The 20417-nt window shown below is 72.6% G+C and carries 19 protein-coding genes; 9 read left to right on the top strand and 10 right to left on the bottom strand.

Going from position 1 to position 20417, the window contains the following annotated elements:
- Nucleotides 1-89: 89 nt before the first annotated feature.
- Entirely contained in the window at nucleotides 90-740 is a 651-nt protein-coding gene (locus tag RBL05_RS14935) for an NAD(P)-dependent oxidoreductase (RefSeq protein WP_308738814.1), read from the bottom strand.
- Nucleotides 741-998: 258 nt separating this feature from the next.
- Between RBL05_RS14935 and RBL05_RS14930 the strand changes: the two genes are divergently transcribed.
- A complete protein-coding gene (locus tag RBL05_RS14930; RefSeq protein ID WP_308738815.1) occupies nucleotides 999-1367 on the top strand; it encodes a winged helix-turn-helix transcriptional regulator in 369 nt (122 codons plus the stop codon).
- Between the two features lie 58 nt (nucleotides 1368-1425).
- Complete coding sequence (locus tag RBL05_RS14925; protein ID WP_308738816.1) at nucleotides 1426-2634, top strand: DNA recombination protein RmuC; 1209 nt, start codon at nucleotides 1426-1428, stop codon at nucleotides 2632-2634.
- A gap of 96 nt (nucleotides 2635-2730) precedes the next feature.
- Here the strand turns inward: RBL05_RS14925 and RBL05_RS14920 are convergent, their stop codons facing one another.
- Nucleotides 2731-4755: a vWA domain-containing protein gene (locus RBL05_RS14920; RefSeq protein WP_308738817.1), complete on the bottom strand. Its 2025-nt coding sequence runs from the start codon at nucleotides 4753-4755 to the stop codon at nucleotides 2731-2733.
- Nucleotides 4756-4819: 64 nt separating this feature from the next.
- Nucleotides 4820-5833: a 4-hydroxy-3-methylbut-2-enyl diphosphate reductase gene (locus tag RBL05_RS14915; protein WP_308738818.1), complete on the bottom strand. Its 1014-nt coding sequence runs from the start codon at nucleotides 5831-5833 to the stop codon at nucleotides 4820-4822.
- Between the two features lie 129 nt (nucleotides 5834-5962).
- On the opposite strand from RBL05_RS14915, the gene xseA reads away from it, so the two are divergent.
- Nucleotides 5963-7357, top strand: a complete 1395-nt coding sequence (gene xseA / locus RBL05_RS14910; protein WP_308738819.1) for an exodeoxyribonuclease VII large subunit — start codon at nucleotides 5963-5965, stop codon at nucleotides 7355-7357.
- The gene (locus tag RBL05_RS14905; protein WP_308738820.1) at nucleotides 7354-7680 is read left to right on the top strand and encodes an exodeoxyribonuclease VII small subunit; all 327 of its coding nucleotides are present in this window, start codon (nucleotides 7354-7356) and stop codon (nucleotides 7678-7680) included. The genes xseA and RBL05_RS14905 overlap by 4 nt, the downstream gene beginning before the upstream one ends.
- Nucleotides 7681-7709: 29 nt before the next feature.
- Here RBL05_RS14905 and RBL05_RS14900 read toward each other — a convergent pair whose 3' ends face one another.
- Nucleotides 7710-8567 (bottom strand): DUF4245 family protein, encoded by an 858-nt coding sequence (locus tag RBL05_RS14900; protein ID WP_308738821.1) that lies wholly within the window; start codon nucleotides 8565-8567, stop codon nucleotides 7710-7712.
- A 112-nt stretch (nucleotides 8568-8679) separates the two neighbouring features.
- Between RBL05_RS14900 and RBL05_RS14895 the strand changes: the two genes are divergently transcribed.
- The gene (locus tag RBL05_RS14895) at nucleotides 8680-9591 is read left to right on the top strand and encodes a carbohydrate kinase family protein (protein WP_308738822.1); all 912 of its coding nucleotides are present in this window, start codon (nucleotides 8680-8682) and stop codon (nucleotides 9589-9591) included.
- Nucleotides 9592-9716: 125 nt separating this feature from the next.
- A complete protein-coding gene (locus RBL05_RS14890; RefSeq protein WP_010550253.1) occupies nucleotides 9717-11132 on the top strand; it encodes a class II fumarate hydratase in 1416 nt (471 codons plus the stop codon).
- Nucleotides 11133-11363: 231 nt separating this feature from the next.
- Here the strand turns inward: RBL05_RS14890 and RBL05_RS14885 are convergent, their stop codons facing one another.
- The 3 genes from RBL05_RS14885 to RBL05_RS14875 all read right to left on the bottom strand — a co-directional run bounded on the left by RBL05_RS14885 (nucleotide 11364) and on the right by RBL05_RS14875 (nucleotide 15009).
- Nucleotides 11364-12197: a hypothetical protein gene (locus RBL05_RS14885; RefSeq protein ID WP_308738823.1), complete on the bottom strand. Its 834-nt coding sequence runs from the start codon at nucleotides 12195-12197 to the stop codon at nucleotides 11364-11366.
- 371 nt (nucleotides 12198-12568) lie between these two features.
- Complete coding sequence (locus tag RBL05_RS14880; RefSeq protein ID WP_308741164.1) at nucleotides 12569-13879, bottom strand: PhoH family protein; 1311 nt, start codon at nucleotides 13877-13879, stop codon at nucleotides 12569-12571.
- 371 nt (nucleotides 13880-14250) lie between these two features.
- The gene (locus RBL05_RS14875; RefSeq protein WP_308741165.1) at nucleotides 14251-15009 is read right to left on the bottom strand and encodes an isoprenyl transferase; all 759 of its coding nucleotides are present in this window, start codon (nucleotides 15007-15009) and stop codon (nucleotides 14251-14253) included.
- Between the two features lie 183 nt (nucleotides 15010-15192).
- Here RBL05_RS14875 and trhA point away from each other — a divergent pair, with 183 nt between their 5' ends.
- The gene (gene trhA, locus RBL05_RS14870) at nucleotides 15193-16080 is read left to right on the top strand and encodes a PAQR family membrane homeostasis protein TrhA (RefSeq protein WP_308738824.1); all 888 of its coding nucleotides are present in this window, start codon (nucleotides 15193-15195) and stop codon (nucleotides 16078-16080) included.
- A gap of 28 nt (nucleotides 16081-16108) precedes the next feature.
- On the opposite strand, the gene RBL05_RS14865 is transcribed toward trhA, so the two are convergent.
- Both RBL05_RS14865 and mca read right to left on the bottom strand, forming a co-directional pair.
- Nucleotides 16109-16573 (bottom strand): hypothetical protein, encoded by a 465-nt coding sequence (locus tag RBL05_RS14865; protein ID WP_308738825.1) that lies wholly within the window; start codon nucleotides 16571-16573, stop codon nucleotides 16109-16111.
- Entirely contained in the window at nucleotides 16570-17481 is a 912-nt protein-coding gene (gene mca, locus RBL05_RS14860; RefSeq protein WP_308738826.1) for a mycothiol conjugate amidase Mca, read from the bottom strand. Before mca ends, RBL05_RS14865 begins: the two co-directional genes overlap by 4 nt.
- A gap of 310 nt (nucleotides 17482-17791) precedes the next feature.
- Between mca and RBL05_RS14855 the strand changes: the two genes are divergently transcribed.
- Both RBL05_RS14855 and greA read left to right on the top strand, forming a co-directional pair.
- Complete coding sequence (locus RBL05_RS14855) at nucleotides 17792-18091, top strand: DUF4307 domain-containing protein (protein ID WP_308738827.1); 300 nt, start codon at nucleotides 17792-17794, stop codon at nucleotides 18089-18091.
- A 223-nt stretch (nucleotides 18092-18314) separates the two neighbouring features.
- Nucleotides 18315-18806 (top strand): transcription elongation factor GreA, encoded by a 492-nt coding sequence (gene greA / locus RBL05_RS14850; RefSeq protein WP_010550261.1) that lies wholly within the window; start codon nucleotides 18315-18317, stop codon nucleotides 18804-18806.
- 97 nt (nucleotides 18807-18903) lie between these two features.
- On the opposite strand, the gene RBL05_RS14845 is transcribed toward greA, so the two are convergent.
- Entirely contained in the window at nucleotides 18904-20403 is a 1500-nt protein-coding gene (locus RBL05_RS14845; RefSeq protein WP_308738828.1) for an AI-2E family transporter, read from the bottom strand.
- Between the last annotated feature and the right edge of the window lie 14 nt (nucleotides 20404-20417).

Here is a 20417-nt window from a genome sequence, read left to right as displayed (position 1 = left end):
TCCACCGGCGAGCAATCACCCGACAGCCGCCGCCGGACGGCCTCGGGGGCCCGCCGGCGCGCGGCCGACGGGACCCCGGAGAGTCGCCCTCAGTACGCGACGGTGAAGCGGGTGCGGCGGTGGGCCGGGGTCTCGATCTCGTCGACCAGTGCGACGGCGAGGTCCTGGCCGGAGAGGTTGGAGTCGCCGTTCTCGTCGGTCAGCAGCACGTCGCCGCCGACGCGGTAGGCGCCGGTGCGCTCACCCGGGGCGAAGGAGCCGAAGCCGCCGGCGGGGCTGACGAAGAACCAGTCCAGCCCCTCCTCGGCGCCGCGGAGGTCCTGCAGGACGGCGTCGAGCACGCGCGGCTCCTCGGCGAACTCCTTGGGGAACTCGGGGGTGTCCACGAGCTTCGGGCCGCCCTCGGCGACCAGCAGCGAGCCCGCCCCGCCGATCACGCCGAGCCGCACGCCCTTCTCGCGGGCGAGACGGGCGACGGACGCGATCAGGGCGCGGAAGGCCTCGAGGTCGGCCATGTCGCCGCGGGGCGAGAGAGCGGAGACGACGACGTCGGCGCCGTCGAGCGCCTCGGCGAGGAAGGACTCCTCGCGCACGTCGCCGGCGCGGTGGGTGACCCCGGCGGGAACCTGCTCGGGGGCGGTGCGGCTGAGGGCGAGGACGTCGTGGCCGCGGGAGGCGGCCTCCTGCGCGAGATGGCCTCCCGCGTAGCCGGTGCCGCCGAGGATCACGATGCGAGCCATAGGAGCTCTCCTTCCGCGCCCGCTGCGGGGCGCTGCTGCGAGGCACCGTCAAGGGTGCCGTCTCGATGAGGGATCCACTGTGAAGCATGGACCTGCATGCTCACTGTAGGTAACCTTCTCTCTGCGGGGAAGTAGGCACCTCGCGGTAACCCCTCGCCACCGTCGGCCCCCTCCCCCATCGAGCCCCGGCCCGCCGGGCCGTCGGCCTCTCACCCACAGCCCGTCCGCCGCCGTTCCCGCCTTTGAGGAGACCGCCCGATGTCCACCCCACGCCCGTACGACCCCTTCGCCCGCGACTGCCCCTCGCGCCGCCTGCTGGACCGCATCGGCGACCGCTGGACGGTGCTGCTGATCACCACGCTCGAGGACGGTCCGTGCCGCTTCTCCGAGCTGCTGCGCACGGTCGACGGCATCTCCCAGAAGATGCTCACCCAGACCCTGCGCTCCCTCGAGGCCGACGGGCTCGTGCTGCGCACCGTCCACCCCGAGATCCCGCCGCGCGTCGAGTACGAGCTGACAGAGCTGGGGCGTTCGCTGCTCAAGCCGCTCGGGGCGCTGATCAGCTGGGCGACCGACCACATGGGCGAGGTGCAGACCTCCCGGGACGCCCAGGCCACGACCGTCTGACCGCGCGCCGGGAGCGCGGGTCCGCTCGTCTGTCCCACCCCCGTGATGTGCTGATCCCATGAGCGGAACCACGATGCTCCTCCTGGGTCTCGTCCTCGGCGCGCTGCTCGGCGCGGCCGGGACGTTCCTCGTGCTGCGCGAGCGCATGCGCTCCGCGCTCACACAGAACCGCGCGGGCGAGGACTCGGCCGATCGCCTGCTGCGCCTGGCCGACGAGCGCCACGAGCGGGACGTCGCCCGGCGCGACGCCGCCGAGGAGGAGCGCGAGGCCGAGCTGCAGCGCACGCTCGCCCCGCTGACCGCGACCCTCGCCCAGCTCGAGCGGAACCTGGCCCGCTCCGAGGCGGCACGCGCCGAGGCCGAAGGGGCGCTGCGCAATCACCTCGGCGAGCTGGGGCGGCGGGCCCAGTCCCTCGAACAGGGCACCACCGCACTCACCGCCGCGCTGCGCGCCCCGACCTCGCGCGGCCGCTGGGGCGAGGTGCAGCTGCGCCGGATCGTCGAGGCCGCGGGGATGCTCGAGCACGTGGACTTCTCCGAGCAGCTCGGAGGCACCCGGGCCGACGGGGAGAAAGGCCAGCGCCCCGACCTCGTCGTCCACCTCTCCGGCGAGCGCACCCTGGTCGTGGACGCGAAGGCGCCGATGGACGCCTATCTCGACTCGGTCGAGGAGCAGGACCCGAAGCGCGCCCGCGCCCGGCGCACCGCGCATGCCCGGGCGCTGCGCCATCACGTGGACCAGATCGCCGGCAAGGCCTACTGGAAGGCCCTCGGGGACACCCCGGAGTTCACGGTGCTGTTCGTGCCGAGCGACGGGGTGCTCGCCGCCGCGCTCGAGTCCGCGCCGGACCTGCTCGAGCACGGCTTCGCGAAGGACGTCGTGATCGCTTCCCCCGCCACGCTCATGGCGCTGCTGCGCACGGTCGCGCACACCTGGCGCACCGACTCGCTGAACCGCGACGCCCGCGAGGTGCTCGAGGCGGGCCGCGAGCTCCACCACCGGCTCGGGACGTTCACCTCCCATCTGGGCAAGGTGGGGCGGTCGCTGGACTCCTCCGTCGCCGCCTTCAACGAGGCCGTCGGCTCGCTGCAGTCGAGGGTGATGGTGACCGCGCGGAAGTTCGAGGACCTGGGCCTCGCCGGCACCGCGGTCGAGGACGTCGAGCAGCTCACGCGCCGTGCCCGCACCCTCGAGGAGGACGAGATCGCGAAGCTCGCGAGCCCGGAGCGAGGGGTCGAGAGCCGCGAGGAGCGCTCGGCCGGCTGATCCTGCCCGGACGCGGCCTCGTCGTCGGCGCGGCTGGACCTGTGCCGCCAGGACGCGCCCGGGCCGCGGGCTGCTCGCGCGCCGCCTCCCGGCCCGTCAGCGGCCCCGCCGCGCCAGCACCACCGCACCGATCACGATCGCGGCCAGCAGCACACCGCCGCCGAGTCCTCCGAGCACGGCCCACACCACCGGCGGCACGGCGAAACCGCTGCGCTCGTCCTCGGTCGGCGGGTCCTCGAGCTCCGGCGCACCGCCCGCGTCCGAGGCACCGCCCGCATCGGAAGCTCCCCCGCCGTCCGAGGCCCGGGGAGCCGATCCGGGGTCCGCGGCGGAGCGGTCCTCCACCGCGCCCTGCCCGCTCAGCTCCGGCCCCTCGGCGGGCTCGCCCACCGCATCGAGATCGAGCACGTAGGGCACCTCGAACAGACGCTGCGCCGAGTAGTCGGAGGGGACCACGGCAAGCTGCAGGTAGTAGTCCCCGGCGAGGAAGGAGGTGCGGGCCTCGGTGCCGCCGTCCTCGCGGTTGCGGAACTGGATCGGGGCCGCCTGGTTCACCTGCAGAGTGGTCTTCGGCGCGGCCTTCGTCGAGACCCCGGTCGCCTCGCCCGAGGCCGACGGCGGCACCACGAGGTACACGTCGTCCCTCAGCGGCGAGTACATCCGGGCCTGCAGCGTCAGCCCCATCCCGGGGGGCACCTCGAACTCGCCGAGCGCGATCGCCGCGCGGACCTGCTGGCCGTACTGAGCCGGGATGCGGAAGAACTGCACCTCGCCGGGGATGATCGTGCCGCGCATCGGCCCGTCGAGGTCCTGCACGGCGGAGGCGAAGGAGAACGCGGGCTGGATCTGCTCACCGTCGGTCGCAACGGCGAGCGGCTCCTGCGGGCGCACGTACTTCGCGGCGGGAGGCAGGCCGTCCAGCGCCACCTTCTCCTCCGCGAAGAACTGCAGCTCGACCGGCACCGCCTCCTCGAGCGCCGGGTCGCCGGTGCGCTCGACCTCGAGGATCACGGTCCCGTCGGCGTCCTCCCCGAAGCAGGTGAGGTTCGCGGTCTCCCCCAGGCGCGGCGTCGCGACGGCCGCGGTGATCGGCCCCTGGCCGAGGTCGGCCTCCGCGCGGGCCTGGACCTCGCCGATGCGGCAGTCGACCCCGTCGGCGGAGCTGGTGGCCAGGCGCAGCTGGGCGAGGCTGCTGGCGTCCCCGTCCCCGCCGGGCAGCACCATCGTCGCGGTGAGGTGCGCGATCTCGCCCTCGGCGAGCTGCAGGCGGTAGAAGCGGGAGAAGCCCTCGCCGTCGTCGATCGCGGCGCTGCCGTGCTCGAGCACGTCGAGGAACGAGCCGGGCGCGAGATCCACGGCGGTCTCGGGGCTGGTCCCGCCGGTGATCGGCTGCCCCTGCGTGGCGTACCCCTGGATCGCGCGGGTCATCTTCACCAGCAGCTCGTCGCGCAGGGTCTCGGCGTCGGTGGCATCGGCGAAGGTGCCGCCAGTCGCCTCGGCGATGCAGGCCAGCTCGTCGCGGGCGTCCTGCTCGGCCTTGAAGCCGATCGTGTGGATGCGCATCTCGGGGTGCTTCTGCGCGAGATCGGCGGCGACCTCGCAGGGCGGCGGGCCGCCGCACTCGTCGATCCCGTCGGAGACCAGCACGATCGAGCGCATCTCCGCCTCGGGCAGCTCGGCCGCGGCCTTCGTCAGGGACAGGCCGATCGGGGTGTACCCGGAGGGCTGCACGTCCTCGATCGCGCCGAGCAGCGCCTGGCGGTCCAGACCCTCTGGCTTCACCAGGGTCTTCACGTCCTGGCAGCCGGCCTCCTGGCTGGCGGCGGTCGCGGGATCGGAGTTGCCGTAGGTCATCAGGCCCACGCTCGCGTCCTCAGGCAGCATCGGCACCAGGGTGCTGAGCGCCTCCTTGGCCACGTCCATGCGGCTGCGCCCGCCGACGTCGTCGGCCCGCATCGAGCCCGAGCCGTCCACCACCAGCATCGACGGGGCGGTGCGGCCGGTGTTGTAGCCCTCGGCGCGGGCCTGCGGCAGAACGGCCGGGGCGAGCACGGCGAGGGAGACGAGCAGGGTCGCCAGGAGCGCGAGGGACAGCGGGCGGGCGGCCGTGCGAGGGATCACCGGACCATCATGCCGAATCCCGACGGCTCCCGCCGGTCGTCTCCACAGCGAGGTGACCGGCGGGTCAGGACTCGGCGGTGGCGCGGTCCCCGGTGGGCTTGGTGCGGCGGTCGGACTCGCCGCGGCTCTTCATCTCCTGGCGCAGCTCGCGCGGCAGGGAGAACATGAGGTCCTCGGTGGCGGTGCGCACGGGCTTCACATCGCCGAAGCCGCGCTCGGAGAGCTCGGCGAGCAGCTCCTGGACCAGCACGTCCGGCACGGAGGCGCCGGAGGTCACGCCCACGCTCTCCACATCCTCGAACCACTCCTCGCGCAGCTCGGAGACGCTGTCGATGCGGTGGGAGGCCTTCGCCCCGGCCTCGAGCGCGACCTCCATCAGGCGCACGGAGTTCGAGGAGTTCGGGGAGCCGACGACGAGGACGAGGTCCGCGTCGGGGGCGATCTTCTTGATCGCGACCTGGCGGTTCTGGGTCGCGTAGCAGATGTCGTCGCTGGGCGGCGCCTGCAGGGTGGGGAAACGCTCCTTGAGGCGGTCCACGGTCTCCATCGTCTCGTCGACGCTGAGGGTGGTCTGCGAGAGCCACACGACCTTCTCGGGGTCGCGCACGGTGACCTTGTCGACGTCCTCGGGGCCGTTGACGATCTGCACGTGCTCCGGCGCCTCGCCGGCGGTGCCCTCGACCTCCTCGTGGCCCACGTGGCCCACCAGCAGGATGTCGTAGTCCTGGCGGGCGAAGCGCACCGCCTCCTTGTGGACCTTGGTGACCAGGGGGCAGGTCGCGTCGATGGTGCGGAGATTGCGCTCCTCCGCCATCTCGCGGACCTTCGGGGAGATGCCGTGGGCGGAGAAGATCACGAGCGCGCCCTCGGGCACCTCGTCGACCTCCTCGACGAAGACGGCGCCCTTCTCCGTCAGGCGGTCCACGACGAACTTGTTGTGCACGATCTCGTGACGGACGTAGACGGTCTCGTCATAGTGCTCGAGGGCGCGCTCGACGGCGACGACGGCACGATCGACGCCCGCGCAGTACCCGCGGGGCTCGGCAAGGAGGACGGTTCCGGTGCTCACGCCTCCCATCGTAGGAGGCGCGGGCCTGAAGTGGCAGGTCGTGGGGCAAGAGTCACCAACCCTCCACAGGACGGGGACATCCACAGCCGGCGCCGTCCGGTCCGCGCGATGTCGGCCGGTCGTGGAAGAGTGGACCCCATGACGCAGACGACCCCCGATCCGGGCGGGGCGGGCGAGGGCGCCGAGGTGACCGGCGCCCCGGCCGCCGGGGCCCGCCCGCCGCTCGCCGCGACCGCCGCGCAGACCACGGCGGAGAACCCGTGGCCGCTGCGGCAGCTGTCCGTGAAGGTCGGCGAGTACGTCGCGCGGATGTCCCCGCTGTGGGTCGAGGGCGAGATCGTGCAGCTGAACCGTCGGCCGGGCGCGGGGCTGAGCTTCATGACCCTGCGCGACATCGACGTGGACATGTCCTTCTCGGTGCCGGTGCGCGAGCACGTACTGCGTGCCCTGCCGGTCGAGCCGGTGCCCGGCGCGCGCGTGGTCGTGCACGCCAAGCCCAGCTTCTGGACCAAGCGCGGCAGTCTCCAGCTCGAGGCCGACGACATCCGCCCCGTCGGGCTCGGCGAGCTGCTGGCCCGGCTCGAGCAGCTCAAGCGGGTGCTCGCCGCGGAGGGCCTGTTCGCCGCCTCGCGGAAGAAGCCGCTTCCCTTCCTGCCGCGCGTGGTGGGGCTGATCTGCGGGCGGGAGTCCGCCGCGGAGCGCGACGTGGTCGTCAACGCCCGTCGGCGCTGGCCCGCGGTGCAGTTCGAGATCCGCGAGGTCGCGGTGCAGGGCACGAAGGCGGTGCGGGAGGTCTCCGCCGCGCTGAAGGAGCTCGATGCCCGCGAGGATGTCGATGTCATCATCATCTCGCGCGGCGGCGGCTCCCTCGAGGACCTGCTCCCCTTCTCCGACGAGCAGCTCACCCGCCTGGTCGCCGGCGCCGACACCCCGATCGTCTCCGCGATCGGACACGAGGTGGACACCCCGCTGATCGACCTCGCCGCCGACGTCCGCGCCTCCACCCCCACCGATGCGGCCAAGCGCGTGGTGCCCGATATCCAGGCCGAGCTCGAGCAGCTGGACCTGGGCCGCACGCGTCTGCGCGCCGCGATCCGCGCCCGCATCGAGCGGGAGCAGTCGGGGCTGGATGCCATGCGCTCGCGGCCCGTGCTCGAGAACCCCTCGAGCATCCTCGCCGGCCGCGCCGACGAGATCCGCTCCCGCATCTCGCTGGCCCGCACCCTGATCGGCTCGCGCCTGGACCGGGCGGCCGACGAGGTCTCCCACCTCGGCAGGCAGGTGCGGGCCCTGAGCCCGCTGGCGACCCTCGAGCGCGGCTACGCCGTGGTGCAGACGGCCGACGGCACGATCATCCGCGCCCCCGAGCAGAGCGAGGTCGGCGAGGCGCTGTCGGTGCGGGTCGCCGGCGGCCGGTTCGGCGCCCTGCACGTGGACACCGACCCCTACACCCCGCCTGCCCCGCAGGCACCGACCGACGACCGGGCCCGCCCCGAGCAGGACCGGACCGAGAACGACGAGGAGACCGCATGAGCACGCCCGATGCCCCGGAGAACGAACTGACTGCCGACGAAGGCGCTCCCGGCACCCCGGGCACCGCGCCCGGCACCCCGGCCGGGGACGAGAAGGCCCTCCCCGCCGATATCGCCGAGCTGTCCTACGAGGCGGCCCGCGACCAGCTCGTCGAGGTGGTGCGCCGCCTCGAGTCCGGGCAGGGCGGGCTCGAGGACTCGATCGCGCTGTGGGAGCGCGGCGAGATGCTCGCCCGTCGCTGCCAGCAGTGGCTGGACGGGGCCCGCGAGCGGCTCGAGGACGCCGTGGCCGCGCGGCGCGAGGAGGACGGCGCCGAGCGCTGAGCGACCGCTCCGGATCGTCGGCCGAGGCCTCAGCCGATCGCGGCGAGCGCCTCGTCCATGAGCTGCTCGAGCTCGGCCTGATCGGCCGCGCCGTGGACGAGGATCCCGAAGCCCTCGCCCTGGCAGGCGATGCCGGTCTGCTCCGCGTCGTCCCCGCCGCCGAGCACCTGGCATTCGGCGCCCCGGAGGCTCGTCTGCTCGGTGACGGTCGCGCCGGGCATCTCGGCCGACAGCAGCGACGCGCTGACCTCGGTGTCCTCGGCCAGGGTCACGAGATCCCCGCCGGGCGCGGTGTACTGCACGGTCCAGCGCGGGCTCTGCCCGTCGGTGAAGCGCGCCGAGCGCACCTGCCAGTCCTCGCCGGTCGCGGGCACGGCGACGGGGAAGTCGGCCACGTCCTGGGCGCGTTCGGCGGTCGCGGCGACGTCCACCTCGGAGTTCTCCAGCGGCTCGCGCTCGAGGTCGCTGCCTACCCCGAAGAAGCCCACCGCCAGCACGATCACCACGACCATGGTCAGCACGATCGCCCAGACGATGTTGCGCAGCACCGTGTTCTGCTTGGTCGGCAGCTGGTACGCGGACTTCGGCCGCTCGCCGGGCAGCTCATCAGCGCCGGTCACCTCGGCCTGTGTGCCGTCGGCCCCGGCGGACTCGGCCCGCGCGCCGTCGGATGCATCGCTCGCTGCCGCTGCGCCGTCGGACCCAGCGCTCGCTGCCGCTGTGCCGTCGGCCCTCGCGGCGTCGGCCTTCGTGCGACCGGCGCCCTCGCTGTCGGCCCTCGTGCGACCCGCGGCCTCGCTGTCGGCCCCCGTGCGGACAGGGCCGCCCCCGCCGCCGGCGGCGGGGCTCTCGGTGCGGTCGGGGCTCTCGGACTGGGCATCGTGCATGCGGGCCATTGTCCCCGCCCGCGCCGCCCTCCGCCTCCCGGGGTGATCCGGGCCACGGCGCCCCTCCCCCGCTCATGTCGCCCGCGCCCTGGAAACCTGCGATGATCGAAGCGTGACCGCGAGAATCCTGATCGCCGGAGAAGCCCTCACCGACATCGTCGTCGACGCCGATGGCGGTCGTCGCGAGCACCCCGGCGGCTCCCCCCTGAACGTGGCCGTCGCCCTGTCGCGACTCGGCCACGATGCCCATCTGCTCACCGCGATCGGCGACGACGCCCGAGGCGACGCGATCCGCGCCCACCTCGACGAGTCCGGCGTGCAGCTCACGCCCGCCTCGGTCCGAACCGGCCGCACCTCGACCGCCGAGGCCGTGCTGGATGCGCACGGCGCCGCGACCTACACCTTCGACCTCGCCTGGAACCCGGACACCGCCGGGCTGCCCGCGGCGCCGGACGCCGTGCACACCTCCTCCATCGCCGCCGTGCTCGAGCCGGGGGCCACGACGCTCTCCGCCCTGCTGCGCAGCGCCCGCGGGTCCTCGACGATCAGCTACGACCCCAACGCGCGCCCCACCCTGATGGGCGCGCCGGAGGACGTCCGCGCCCGGATCGAGGAGAACATCGCGCTGTCCGACGTCGTCAAGGCGTCCGACGAGGACGTGGCCTGGCTGTACGGCACCGAGGACGTCGAGGACGTCGCCGCCTCGTGGCGCGACCTCGGCCCGTCCCTGACCGTGCTGACCCGAGGCGGCGACGGCGCGGTCGCGTTCTCCGCCAGCGGGCGCGTGCAGGTCGCGCCGGTGCGGGTCGAGGTGGTCGACACCGTCGGCGCCGGCGACACCTTCTCCGCCGGGATCCTCGACGCGCTGGCCGACAAGGGCCTGCTCGGCGAGGACCGTCGCGAGATGCTCGCCGCGATCCCGTCGGACGATCTCGCCGCCGTGCTCCGACGTGCCGCCGCGCTCTCGGCGATCACCGTCTCGCGCGCCGGCGCGAACCCGCCCTGGAGCCACGAGCTCACCTGACCCGCCCCGCCGGGGCCCTCTGCTCGGGCACGCAGCCCCAGCCCGCCTCCCCCTCCACCGGCCCGGGACCGCCCGAGGACCGGATCCGACCACCCGACAGAGAAGACGAACAGGAAGGCCCGTCGATGAACCAGTCCACCCCCGCAGCGCAGCAGAGCGACTACCGCATCGAGCACGACACCATGGGAGAGGTGCGCGTGCCCGTCTCGGCGCTGTACCGCGCCCAGACCCAGCGTGCGGTCGAGAACTTCCCCATCTCCGGGCAGGGCCTCGAGCCCGCGCACATCCACGCTCTCGCCCAGGTCAAGAAGGCCGCCGCCCGTGCGAACAAGGAGCTCGGGGTGCTGGACGGCACCATCGCCGACGCGATCGTCGCCGCGGCCGATGCGGTCATCGCCGGCGAGCACGACGACCAGTTCCCGGTGGACACCTACCAGACCGGCTCGGGCACCAGCTCGAACATGAACATGAACGAGGTCCTGGCGACCCTCGCCACCAGCGCGGGCACCGAGACCCACCCCAACGACCACGTCAACTGCTCCCAGTCCAGCAACGACGTGTTCCCCACCTCCGTGCACGTCGCCGTGACCGCCGGCGTCGTCGAGCACCTGCTGCCCTCCCTCGCCCACCTCGCCGAGGCGCTCGAGAAGAAGGCCGAGGCGTGGAAGGACGTCGTCAAATCCGGCCGCACCCATCTGATGGACGCCACCCCCGTCACCCTCGGCCAGGAGTTCGGCGGCTACGCGGCCTCGATCCGCTACGGGATCGAGCGCGTCGAGGCGGCGCTGCCCCGCACCGCGGAGGTCCCCCAGGGCGGCACCGCCGTCGGCACCGGCATCAACACCCCGATCGGGTTCCCGCAGAAGGTCATCGCGAACCTCGTCGACCAGACCGGCCTGCCCCTGACCGAGGCGCGCAACCACTTCGAGGCGCAGTCGAACCGCGACGGCCTGGTGGAGATGTCCGGTGCGCTGCGCACCATCGCCGTCTCCCTCACGAAGATCTGCAACGACCTGCGCTGGATGGGCTCCGGCCCCAACACCGGCCTGGGCGAGATCGCGATCCCCGACCTGCAGCCCGGCTCCTCGATCATGCCCGGCAAGGTCAACCCCGTCATCCCCGAGGCCGTGCTGATGGTGTGCGCGAAGATCGTCGGCAACGACGCGGCCATCGCCTGGGGCGGTTCGCAGGGCGCCTTCGAGCTGAACGTGCAGATCCCGCTGATGGGCACGAGCCTGCTGGAGTCGATCCGCCTGCTCGCCAACGCCTCCACGGTGCTGGCCGACAAGACCGTCGACGGGCTCACCGCGAACGAGGAGAAGGCCCGCTTCTACGCAGAGGCCTCCCCCTCGATCGTCACCCCGCTGAACAAGCTGATCGGCTACGAGTCCGCCGCGAAGATCGCCAAGCACGCCGTCGCCGAGCGCATCTCTGTGCGCGAGGCCGTGATCGCGCTGGGCTTCGTCGAGCGCGGCGAGCTCACCGAGGAGCAGCTCGACAGCGCACTGGACGTCCTCTCGATGACCGCGCCGAAGGCCTGATCCGGCCGTCCGGGTCGGCCCACGGGCTGATCTGCCCGCCGGAGTACTGAGCCGTCGCCGGGGACGGGACCCTCGCCGGGGGCCTGGACCCTCGCCGGGGGCCTGAGCCGTCGCCGGGGGCCTGGACCCTCGCCGGGGACGGGACGAATGTGACGCGTCGTGGCTATATCGCCACGACGTGTCATATTCGTCCCGTCCCGTCATCCCGACTGAGCCATGTCACCAGTGCGCTCACCCCGCTGCCCGCACCGGGAGCAGACGGCGATGATCACGCCGACGGAGCATCTCCACCAGCATCGCGGATGTCCTCGGCCATTCCAGAAAGACCTGTTCCCAGGTCAGACGGGTGACCCGATAGCCGCGCGAAGAGAGCGCCAGGTCGCGCCGCCGATCCTCCCGGTACTGCGCGGGGTCGTCGTGGAATCGCCGGCTGTCGCATTCGATCACCCAGTTCGTGCCGATCAGCAGATCCACCCTCACGTCTGGCAGCAGCTGAGCCTGGCTGCGCACCCGCACCCGGCGCTCCTCGAGCCACCAGCGAACAGCGGTCTCGGTCCCGGACTGCGCGTCGGCGCGGACTCGTACCAGAGGGTGTCGCTTCCGCTGAGGCAGCCCTGCGAGAAGGCGATCCAGGTCCATCGTGCTGAGGCATCGCTTGTTCAGCGCGGACTCGATGAGGATCGCCGCGTTCACCGTGGACTGGCAGCGCGCCGCGTGATCGAGGGTGCGGACGATGTCGGGGACAGGGTCCTGACTCCCCCAGCCACGGAGGCTCGGCGCGTGCAGGATCAGAGGATGCGTCGCAGGGGCCGGCTGTCCTGCTCCTGAGACGGGGATCGGCACGAGCTCACCCGACCCCGCGTCACGCCGGCGCCTGATCTGCGCCAGGCGAGGAGCATCAGGTGGAGCTTCGACCCTCCGTGGCCGGTATGCGTGCACACCCACTGCCATCGGGACCCACAGGCCATGCAGCGCGGCTGCGTCGAGACAGGTCGGTCGGACCCCGAGCTCCAGCACGGAGAGGAGGTCCTCCGGTGCTTCCTCGGTCACGTACCACTGGCCCACGGAGCGGATCTTCCCGCTGCGCAGGAGAGCACTGCGCCGATCGGGATCAGGCTCGACCTCCGCCAGCCCCTTTCTGTGCACGACTCCTCGAACCCTCATGCGGAGATCCCAGCATCTCTGCGGAACGGTCCGTTGGAGTCGCCGGCTCTGTGGAGAAGTCACCGCTGGGGAGGGGACGTCAACGGCGCTCCCGAGCGCCGACGGGACGGTGGTGACACGACGTGGCCATATGGCCAGAGCGTGTCACCACCGTCCCGTCCGCTGCAGTGCAGACCTCACCCGTCCGCCCAGTCAGCGGTTCCTCGCCCCGCGCCGTGCCGCCCGACAGAGCCTCGGCCTCGACATTCAGCGCCGGTACCCCGCCCCGCCACTCAGGGGATCGGCTCGTCCAGCACGTGGGTGACGAGCTCCGCGACCTTCGACCGCTCGGAGCGCTGCAGGGTGATGTGCGCGAAGAGCTCCTTCTCCTTCAGCGCCTCGACCACGGAGGCGATCCCGTCGTAGCGCCCGATGCGGAGGTTGTCGCGCTGGGCGATGTCGTGGGTGAGCACCACGCGGGAGTTCTGGCCGATGCGGGAGAGCATGGTCAGCAGCACGTTGCGCTCGAGGGACTGGGCCTCGTCGACGATCACGAAGGCGTCGTGGAGGGAGCGGCCGCGGATGTGGGTCAGCGGGAGCACCTCGAGCATGCCGCGGGAGAGCACCTCGTCGATGACGTTCTGGGACACCATCGAGCCGAGCGTGTCGAACACGGCCTGCCCCCAGGGGCCCATCTTCTCGCTCTGGTCGCCGGGGAGATAGCCGAGCTCCTGCCCGCCCACGGCGAACAGTGGCCGGAACACCATGATCTTCCGCTGGGTGCGGCGCTCGAGCACGGCCTCGAGACCCGCGCAGAGGGCGAGGGCGCTCTTGCCGGTGCCGGCACGGCCGCCGAGGGAGACGATGCCGATGGACTCGTCCTGGAGCAGGTCGATCGCGACGCGCTGCTCGGCGGAGCGGCCGGCGACCCCGAACACGGTCTGGTCCCCTTGCACGAGCCGCACCTGCTTGTCCCCGGTGACGCGGCCGAGCGCCGAGCCGCGCGGGCTCGTGATCGTCAGGCCCGTGTGCACGGGGTGGTGGGCGATCTCCGGCACCTCGACGACCTGACCGTCGTAGAGGTCGGTCATGGTCTGCTCGTCCACGGAGGTGGTGACCATGCCGGTGTAGCCGCGATCGCGGGCGAGCTCGGCCCGGTACTCCTCGGCGTGGATGCCGGAGGCGCTGGCCTTGATGCGCATCGGCAGATCCTTGGAGACCAGCACCACGTTCTTGCCCTCGAGCTGGAGGTTCTTCGCGACGGCGAGGATGCGGGTGTCGTTGTCGCCGAGGCGGAAGCCGTCGGGCAGCGAGGCGGTGTTCATGTGGTTCAGCTCGACGTGCACGTGGCCGCCGTCCTTGCCGATCGGGAGCGGCACGGAGAGGTTCCCGTGCAGCTCGCGCAGGTCGTCGAGGATGCGCAGCGCCTGACGGGCGAAGTAGCCGAGGTCTGGGTGGTGGCGCTTGGCCTCGAGCTCGGTGACCACCACGATCGGCAGCACGATGTCGTGCTCGGCGAAGCGGTGCAGCGAGAGCGGGTCCGAGAGCAGCACCGAGGTGTCCAGCACGTAGGTGATCACCCCCGTCTCGATCTCGGCGAGCATCTGCTGGGCGGTGCCGGGCCGGAGCGAGGGGACCACGGGGGCGCCGTCGGGGTTCGCGGCGCTGATCACCGCCGTCCCGCCGTCCGGTCCGGGCGAGAAGCTGCCGCCGAAGGCGGTCGTCGTCTCGCGGGCAGTGGTCGTCTCGTCCATGGGAGCCTCCCGGAATCTCGCGGATGCCTGGACCATAGCCCTCGGTGCACCCGCCGTCGGGCGAGTCCCGCGGGCAGCGGACACGACGTTCACCCGATCGTCATCGGGAGTTCTGCGGGCTCCCGATGAGGGCCAGTGTGCCACCGCTCACAGCGCGATGCGGGGAGGGCGGACGGGTGCGTCGCACTCACGGCGGCCGACGAGGCACGGGGCCGACGGCCTCAGGCGCCGTAGCGGCGCTCGCGTCGGCAGTAGTCGCGCAGGGCGCGCAGCAGGTCGATGCGGCGGAACCCGGGCCAGTAGGTCTCGCAGAACCAGTACTCGGAATGCACCGACTGCCAGAGCAGGAACCCGGAGAGGCGCTGCTCGCCGGAGGTGCGGATGATGAGGTCGGGGTCGGGCTGGCCGCGTGTGTAGAGGTGCTCGGCGATCGCGCCGACGCTGATCCCCTCGGCGATCTCCTCGATGCCCTTGCCCTGCGCGCCGAGGTCCCGCACCAGCTCGCGCACCGCGTGGACGATCTCCTCGCGGCCGCCGTAGCCGATCGCGACGTTGACGGTCAGGCGGGCCTCGGGCGAGGTCTCCTGCTGCAGGCGGGCGATCCCCTCGCGCATCTCCTCGGGGAGGGAGTCGGCGCTGCCGGTCAGGCGCACGCAGTAGCCGGCATCGGTGATCTGCTCGATGGTGGAGGTGATGATCTCGTACAGGGCGACGAGCTCTTGCGGCGGGCGCCGGAGGTTGTCGGTGGAGAGCATCCACACGGTCACCAGCGGGATGCCGAGGTCCTCGCACCAGGAGAGGAACTCGACGATCTTCGCAGCGCCGGCGCGATGGCCCTGGGCGGTGGACTCCCCCGCGGCCTTCGCCCAGCGGCGGTTCCCGTCGACGATCACGCCGAGGTGCTGCGGGAGGTCGAAGGACTCGAGCTCCCTGGACAGCCTGCGCTCGTACACGCGGTACAGCAGCCCGTCGGCAACCATGCTCGCCTTCGTCCCCTCGTCGTGCCCGCCCGGCGGCTGGGCCCCGGGGGCGCGCCGGGTGCGGCGCGCTGCGTCCATTATCGACGACGGCGGGAGCGCCGCCCGACGATCGGGGTGAATCCGCACGAGACGGTCACAGGACCCCCGTACCGAACCTACGGTTGCGTAGGTTACGGTGTGTCCATGACCCCCGGACCCCATGACGAGGCCGCCGCGAGCGGCTCCGGCCGCACCCCGCGCGACGCCGACGAGTCTCCCGCCACCCCCGGCGGCGCCCCGACGCTCCAGGACCCCGCGCCGCGCGAGATCGCCGAGGCCGTGGCCGGCAGCGGCGGCACCACCGAGCTGCGCGACGAGGACCTGCCCACGGCGGAGAACTTCCCCTTCGCGCCGCGCACCCTGACCCGGGCGATGGCACGGCGCGCCACCCAGCTCGGCCTCCAGCTGCCCAAGCCGCGTCTGCGCGGGATGCTGCACCTGATCGCCTTCCCGACCACCCTCGTGCTCGGGCTGCTGCTGGTCGCCGTCGGCCAGACCCTGACGATCCGCCTGGCCTGCGCGGTGTTCGTGCTGACGGCCGGGATGCTGTTCGGGATCAGCGCGGTCTACCACCGCGGCACGTGGTCCCCGCAGCACGCGATCATCCTGCGCCGCTTCGACCACGCGAACATCTTCCTGATCATCGCCGGCACCTACACCCCGATCGCCGCGGCGCTGCTGGCCCCGCGCCAGGCGCTCACGCTGCTCGGCATCGCCTGGGGCGGCGCACTGGTCGGGGTGTGCTTCCGGATCTTCTGGACCGGTGCACCGCGCTGGCTGTACGTCCCCGCCTATGTCGCCCTCGGCTGGGTGGCGGTGTTCTACATGCCGCAGCTGCATGCGGGCGGCGGCTGGCCGGTGGTGATCCTGCTGCTCGCGGGCGGGCTCGCCTACACGGCGGGCGCGGTGATGTACGCGCTGAAGCGGCCGAACCCCTCCCCCGCCTGGTTCGGCTTCCACGAGATCTTCCACGCGGGCACCCTGATCGGCTTCGGCTGCCACTTCGCCGCCGTCGCCGCGGCGGTGCTCTGAGGAGAGCCGCTCCCCGGGCGGCGCGCGCTCAGCGGCGCTCGTCGCCCTCGGGCGCGTCGTCGTCCGACGGGTCCGAGGAGTCCGACGGCCCCGCAGGGTCCGTCGGCTCCGCAGAGTCCTCGGGCTCTGCGTCCGGCGTGGCGTCCGCGCCGTCGGCCTGCGCCTCCTCGGCACCCTCGCCGTCGGCGGGCCCTCCGTCTGCGGAGTCGCCCGCGGCCTGCTCGCGCTCGGCCGCCTCGGCCTCCTCGCGCTCGAGCTGCGCCTGGCGCTCCTCGACCCGGGCCCTGGCCTGCACCCGTCGGACGCGCCGCGTCATGTCGATCAGGAGCAGCACGACGACCACCGCGAGCACGAAGGTCGCGAGGAAGCCGGGCAGGCCCGGGGAGACGGTGACGGAGTTGAACTCTTCGCCGTCCGACGGGCTCGGCGCGGCCTGGAGCACGGCGCCGACGGCCGGGAGCACGCCCGCTCCGACGAGGCCTGCCCCGCTCACGGGCGGGCCTCCACGGTCTCGTGGCGGAGCCCGGCGAACAGGTCCCGCTCGGGCAGCTTCACACCGATCCTGGAGATGTGCAGCTCGTAGTCCTCGGTGCCCCAGGCCACGATCTCCGCGTCGTGCGAGATGCGGAAGAAGGGCCCCTCGGGGTCGACCTGGGTGGCGTGGGCGCGCAGCGCGTCGTCGCGGATCCCGAGATAGTCGCGCACGTCGATGCGGGTGGTGAGCAACCGGTCGTGGCTCTCGTCGTAGTGCTGGAGCATCTGGTCGAGCTCCTCGTTGGGGGTGCCCTCGGCGCGCAGGTGACGGCTCACGGCGGCGAAGCGCTGACGGTGGAAGCCGTTGATGTAGTACAGCTTCGCGACCTCCCAGGGCTCGCCGAGCTCGGGCGCGAAGTCAGGGTCCGCGGCGAGGTCGAAGGCCGCCACGGAGATGCGGTTGACCTGGATGTGGTCGGGGTGCGGGTAGCCGCCGTTCTCGTCATAGGTGGTCATCACGTGCGGGCGCAGGCGGCGCACCGCCTCGACCAGCGGACGGACAGCCTCCTCGACGGGGAGGGTCGCGAAGCTCCCGGCGGGCAGCGGCGGCAGCGGGTCCCCCTCGGGCAGTCCGGAGTCGACGAAGCCGAGCCACTCGTGGTCCACGCCCAGGATCTCCTTCGCCCGCTCCATCTCGCGGCGGCGGATCCCGGGCAGGCTCTCGGGGGTGATCCCCGGATCGTCGCGGAGGCGGGGGTTCAGCACGTCGCCGCGCTCTCCGCCGGTCGCGGTGAGCACCGTGACCTGCACTCCCTCGCGTGCGTAGCGTGCGGTCGACCCGGCACCCTTGGACGACTCGTCGTCGGGGTGCGCATGGACGGCCACCATCCGCAGGGGCTCATCGGGGGCGGGCAGCTGGACGGTCACGGGACTCCTCGGAGACGACGGGCGGGGCATTGCCCCGGTGCGGTTCACGCGCGCGACCGACACGGTCCGCGACACCTGCACCAGCGCCCGATCGTACGCCACCTCTCCGCGAGCGAGCAGGGCGCGGGCTGCCTCCTCGCCTCGGACGTGACCGGTCCCTCGCTCCCTCCGCCCGCGCTCCCGGACCGCTCCCGGGGAGGGTCTGGGAGACTGGGCGCATGGACGATGCCGAGGAGCTCCACCGCCAGCGCTACGGCGGACCGCTCGTCTCCCCCGCACCGCGAAGATCCTGGTCGCCGTCGCCGGTGCGGTGTTCGTCGCGATCGTGATCGTGGTGGGGCTCTTCGTCGCGCGCGAGGAGGTCCGCTACGACGTCCTGGCCTACAACCATCTCGCCTCCGACCGCATCGGCGTGGACTTCGTGGTGACGATGGCGCCCGGCACCGAGGCGACCTGCCGGATCCAGGCGATGAACGAGGGGCGCGCGCAGGTCGGCTTCGTCGAGACCACGATCCCGGCGCAGACCGAGCGCCGCACCGCGCACCACGTCGAGATCTCCACTCAGGGCGAGGCGGTCTCCGCCGAGGTCGTCGGCTGCACCGTCGGCTGACCCCGCTGCCGACCGGAGGACCGTTCCCGCGGATTTCACGATGCGCGTAAAACGTCCACCGGTCCCGGGAAATGCACAGCGCGCCGTGTAATGTTGCCTGGAACCGGCGAACGACCGGTCATCATCACCCGCACACGGGGCGCATGAGGACATGTGCCCCGTGATTCGCGTATTGGGGGTCTTCGTCCCCGTGCGCTTCACCGAGGACGACAGGAGTGAACCCATGAGCAGCCAGCCGAATGGCGCCTGGCTCACCCAGGACGCGTACGACCGCCTGGCCAAGGAGCTCGCCGAGCTCGAGGGCCCGGGCCGCACCGAGATCGCCGAGCGCATCGCCGCGGCTCGCGACGAGGGCGACCTCAAGGAGAACGGCGGCTATCACGCCGCCCGCGAGGAGCAGGGGAAGATGGAGGCGCGCATCGCGGACCTCCAGCGTCTGCTGAAGAACGCCGTGGTCGGGGAGTCCCCGAAGGACGACGGCGTCGTCGAGCCCGGCATGGTCGTGGCGATCTCGATGGCCGGCAAGGAGCGCACCTTCCTGCTGGGCAACCGCGAGATCGCCGACGGCGACGACGACCTGGAGGTCTACTCCATCGAGTCGCCGCTGGGCAGCGCGATCCACGGCTCGAAGGTCGGCGACACCGTCGACTACACCGCGCCGACCGGGAAGTCCTTCCCGATCGAGATCCTCCGCGCCAAGCCGTACTCGGCCTGAGCCGCGCGCCCCACGGGGCGAAGGGGCACTGCCCGAACCGACGAGAGAGCCCCTTCCGGCAGCTGCCGGAAGGGGCTCTCTCGCACTGCGAGCGGGGTCAGTCCCGCTCGTCCTCCGCGCGGTGACGCGGAGCGGGCGGCTGGGCCGACGCCCCGTCCACCTGGTCGGTCGACGGCGCCTCGGGGGACGCCGTCCCGGTCGCGTCGGCGGCGCGCGAGCCGGCCCCGCCGGCGTCGTGCGCGTCCGCCGCGCCGGCGTCGTGCGCGTCCGTCCCGTCGGCGGCGTGCGCGCCGGTCACCCCCGGCGTCGCGCCGTCCTCCGTCGCGGTCCGGCGCTCGGCGGCGGGGACGGTGCCGAGCATCGCCAGGTCCGCCGAGGAGTCCTGGTCGGCCGACATCCGCTGCGCCTCGGAGTCCGAGGCGGCCTCGGCCAGCTGGTGCGCGGGCACGCCGGCGCCGAGCGCGGCGAAGTGCTCGGCGCTGGCCTTGTCGTGGCCGAGCTCGGGACTCGGGTCGCGGCCCATCACGTACAGCAGCGTCGCGTTGACGAAGGCGATCAGCGGGATCGCGAACAGCGCGCCGGGGATCCCGGCGATCATCGCGCCGAGGGCCACGCCGAGGAACACGCCGAGGGGGTGGATCTCGACGGCCTTGCCCATGATGAAGGGCTGGAGGACGTTCCCCTCGAGCTGCTGCACGGCGAGCACGATGGCGAGCATGATCAGCGCGCTGACCCAGCCGTTGAGCACCAGCACCAGCAGCACGGCGATCGCGCCGGAGGCGATCGCACCGACCAGCGGGATGAAGCTGAACAGGAACACCAGCAGCCAGATCGGCACCGCGTAGGAGCCCAGGCTCAGCGCGACCATGCCGATCGCGATGCCGGTCGCGTCGACCGCGGCCACCAGCACCTGCGTGCGCACGTAGGCCGACAGCGCCTTCCATCCGCGACGGAACGCCTCGTGGGTGGGCACGCGGGCGGCGGGCGGCAGCAGGCCGACGGACCAGCGCCAGATCCCGCCCCCGCCGTGGAGCACGAAGAACAGCGTGAACAGGGCGACGACGAGCCCGGTGCCGATGTTGCCGAGCGCGGCGGCGGTGGTGACCGCGCCGCTGACCAGCTGGCCCGAGTACTGCTGCAGCTGCTCGAGGCCCTCCTGGAGGGCGGAGTCGATCATCGGGGTGTCGATCTGGAAGGTGGTCTGCACCCACTCCAGCAGCGCCTGGAAGCCCTGCACCGCGCGGATCTGGATGTCGTCCCACTGCGCGATCAGCTGCCGACCGGCGAGGGTGAACATCCCGGCGATGACGAGCAGCAGTCCCAGCAGCGCGATCCCGCTGGAGGCGGCACGGCCCAGGAAGGTGTAGCGGGTGAGGATCTTGACCACGGGCTGGAGCAGCGCGGCGAGCAGGATCGCGATGAGCACAGGGATCACGATGGTCGTGACCTGGGTCAGCCCCCACAGCAGCAGCGCGCCGGCGGCGACGATCACGAGCAGTCGCCACGACCATGACGCGGCCCGGCGCACTCCGATCGGGATCTCCTGGACCTCGGGGGCGAGACCCGGGTCCCCGGGGGCAGGGCGCGGATTCGACATGGGGCTCCTTCCGT

It is taken from the genome of Brachybacterium sp. GU-2 (genome assembly GCF_030866705.2).
Classification (GTDB): domain Bacteria; phylum Actinomycetota; class Actinomycetes; order Actinomycetales; family Dermabacteraceae; genus Brachybacterium; species Brachybacterium conglomeratum.
This window is presented reverse-complemented; position numbering and strand designations above follow the sequence as displayed.